Annotated in this window: 2 protein-coding genes; one reads left to right on the forward strand and one right to left on the reverse strand. The window is 34.4% G+C overall.

Going from position 1 to position 2,654, the window contains the following annotated elements; all coding sequences use genetic code 11:
- A partial coding sequence (locus GH715_RS21075; RefSeq protein ID WP_163578825.1) for a methyl-accepting chemotaxis protein occupies positions 1–1,581 on the reverse strand: 1,581 nt, incomplete at its 3' end.
- 599 nt (positions 1,582–2,180) lie between these two features.
- On the opposite strand from GH715_RS21075, the gene GH715_RS21080 reads away from it, so the two are divergent.
- Positions 2,181–2,360: a hypothetical protein gene (locus GH715_RS21080; protein ID WP_153835830.1), complete on the forward strand. Its 180-nt coding sequence runs from the start codon at positions 2,181–2,183 to the stop codon at positions 2,358–2,360.
- Positions 2,361–2,654 lie beyond the last annotated feature (294 nt).

The following is a 2,654-nucleotide window of genomic DNA, read 5'->3' on the forward strand; positions in this document are numbered from 1 at the left end:
AACACCGGCAGCTGATTCTTCCGAAATCGAGGCAATTTCTTCGACAAAACTATTAATCTCTTCACTACTTGTCCTCATGTCAGACAAATTAGTTGTTACAGTTTTAATACTAGAAACCATTTCTGTTACGGCATGATTAATTTGCTCAAAAGTCTCTCCTGTCTTTTCAATTTGTTCAGAGCCTGCTTCTACTTCACCATAACCTTCTTCTAACGATTGAGTTACATTAGAAGATTCACTTTGGATATTCGTAACAATTCCAGTGATATCATTAACGGACTCTGCTACCTGTTCCGCTAATTTGCGAACTTCATCTGCTACGACCGCAAAACCTTTGCCATGTTCTCCAGCACGTGCTGATTCGATGGCTGCATTTAATGCTAATAAATTTGTTTGTTCCGCAATATCTTTAATCACGGCGACTAGTTTTGATATTTCTTTTGATTGATTATCTAAACCACGTACTTTTTCTACTGCATCTTGTACAATCGTATGGATTCGAGCCATTTGTGCAATAGAAGTGTTCATCAATTCATTACCATTTTCAGCCATACTTAATACATTAGCTGATGCTCCTTCAATTTTCTCCCCATTTTGATCCGCTTCATGTACCTTTTGAGAGAAATCACTCATTTTCGATGCAACATCTCCAGCATGATTTGCTTGGGTTTCTGCGCCTGAAGCTAATTCCTGCATAGTCGAAGCTATTTGCTCCGTTCCAGACTTCACTTCGGTTGCTGATTGATTTAATTCTTCACTTTGAGCAGTCACTGTATCAGAAACAGTTGAAACTTGTTGAATGATCTTCCTTAAATTCGTACTCATCTTATTTATCGAACTTGCAAGCTGTCCAATTTCATCATTAGCTTGATAATCTATATTTTCAACTAAAAGATTACCATCCGCAATGCTATTACTTACATCAACTACTTTATTTAAGTTTCTGGAAACTGTTCGATTAACGATGATAATTAAAATGATACTAATAATCAGTGATACAACAATTGCGATAACTAGTGCTACGATGGCCATTGTTTGACTTGTTTTTGCCCCTTCTATCGCATTTGCTCGTTGATCATTAACTAATACTTTTAGCTCTTCTAGGGTCCGGACAGTTTCGCTTTGAAATTGTTGAGCCTGGCTTGCGTGTTGTCCTGCTGCTTCCATATTACCTTGACCCACATAACTAACCACTTCATTGAATTCCAAGTTAAATTCATCATCATAGGTTACTACTTTTTCAAAGAGTTCCTTCTCATTTTTAGTGTTCATTTTTTCACTTATTTTAGATTTTAACCTATCTAATAAATCTTTACGTTGATTAAATTCATTTACTACTTCAGATGTAGGGTCTTCCATATATTGAAACACACGGATACCTTTAGCTCTGATTAATGAACCCATCTCTGTTACATCAACTGCTCTATCTCCTCTTCTTTCCATTGCTTCAATTTGTGATTGAACATTTTGTAAGAAAAAGAAAACGAACACAGCAGAAATCACAAAAAGACTTAAAACAACACTAAGTATAAGACCATACTTCGTACCAATCTTCACATTCTTAAAACGAAATTTTTTCATGCTTTTCCTCCCATTGGTGATCATACTTGATGAAAAAGTTATAACATGCGACTATTCTATCATGACTATTAGCATATTACTATAACTATTATGTAGTACTTATGTCCTTATTTTTTTATATAATTTTCTTTCTTATGAAACCTAAATAGAAACTAATATTCTGTAATAGGCTTAATTATAATCAAGTTGGTGATAAACGTGAGAGCAACGGATATTCTTAAAGCCATTCAAAACTAAGCATATCAGAAAAGCAACGTTATCGCTGTAAAGCTGGTAAAAAGACATTTCCTGACCTTACAAATACCGCTTTGTATCGAACTCGTCCATTCAACCCAGAGGAATTTTGTTACTATGAAAGACTTGATGATTAAAGGGAATTTGATACAAAATATGTAAAAATATGATACAATCAGTTTATCAAGTTTTCGACATAGACAGTATTTCTAATTCAACGGCCCAATAGTTGAACAAGGATAAATTACATTTATGGTAAAATACTAGCAGAGAATTGTTTGACCTTAGTTCTACAAACGGAGCCAGGTTGTGATACAGATACTTTACTGGTAGACGGAAGAATAAATGAAGGGGGGTTATGTGATATGACTATGGGTATTATTGCAATTGCTTCTACATTTATGTGGATTGCTGCAATTCACGAGTTAATCAAGCCTTCAAAGGAGCAGAATAACCGAAAAATCATAACTTTAACTTCTTTCGGTACTTTATCAACACTAATTGTTACTCTTTCACTTTTACAGAGCTTTCCACTTTTCCATTAACGGTCAGGTTAATGGAATAAACCAATTAGTAACAAACGGAACTTCCACAAATTAGGAAGTACCATTTTTATACCTAATAACAACTTTAAACTTTAACATAGCCTTTTTTAATAAAGATGTGTGGCTATCGAACTTGTAAACTCTCCAAAACTAAAAAACTCCCAATCAAATGGGAGTTTTGTATATTAAATCTTAAATTGTCTTACCAATCCATTTAGTTCTTCAGCAAGTTGTGCCAGTTCCTTCGAATTAGTTGATACTTCTTCCATTGAACTACTTGCTTGTTGGGCAGAT

Origin of the sequence: Gracilibacillus thailandensis, from assembly GCF_010994055.1 — a bacterium.
In the GTDB taxonomy this organism is placed as follows: domain Bacteria; phylum Bacillota; class Bacilli; order Bacillales; family Amphibacillaceae; genus Gracilibacillus; species Gracilibacillus lacisalsi.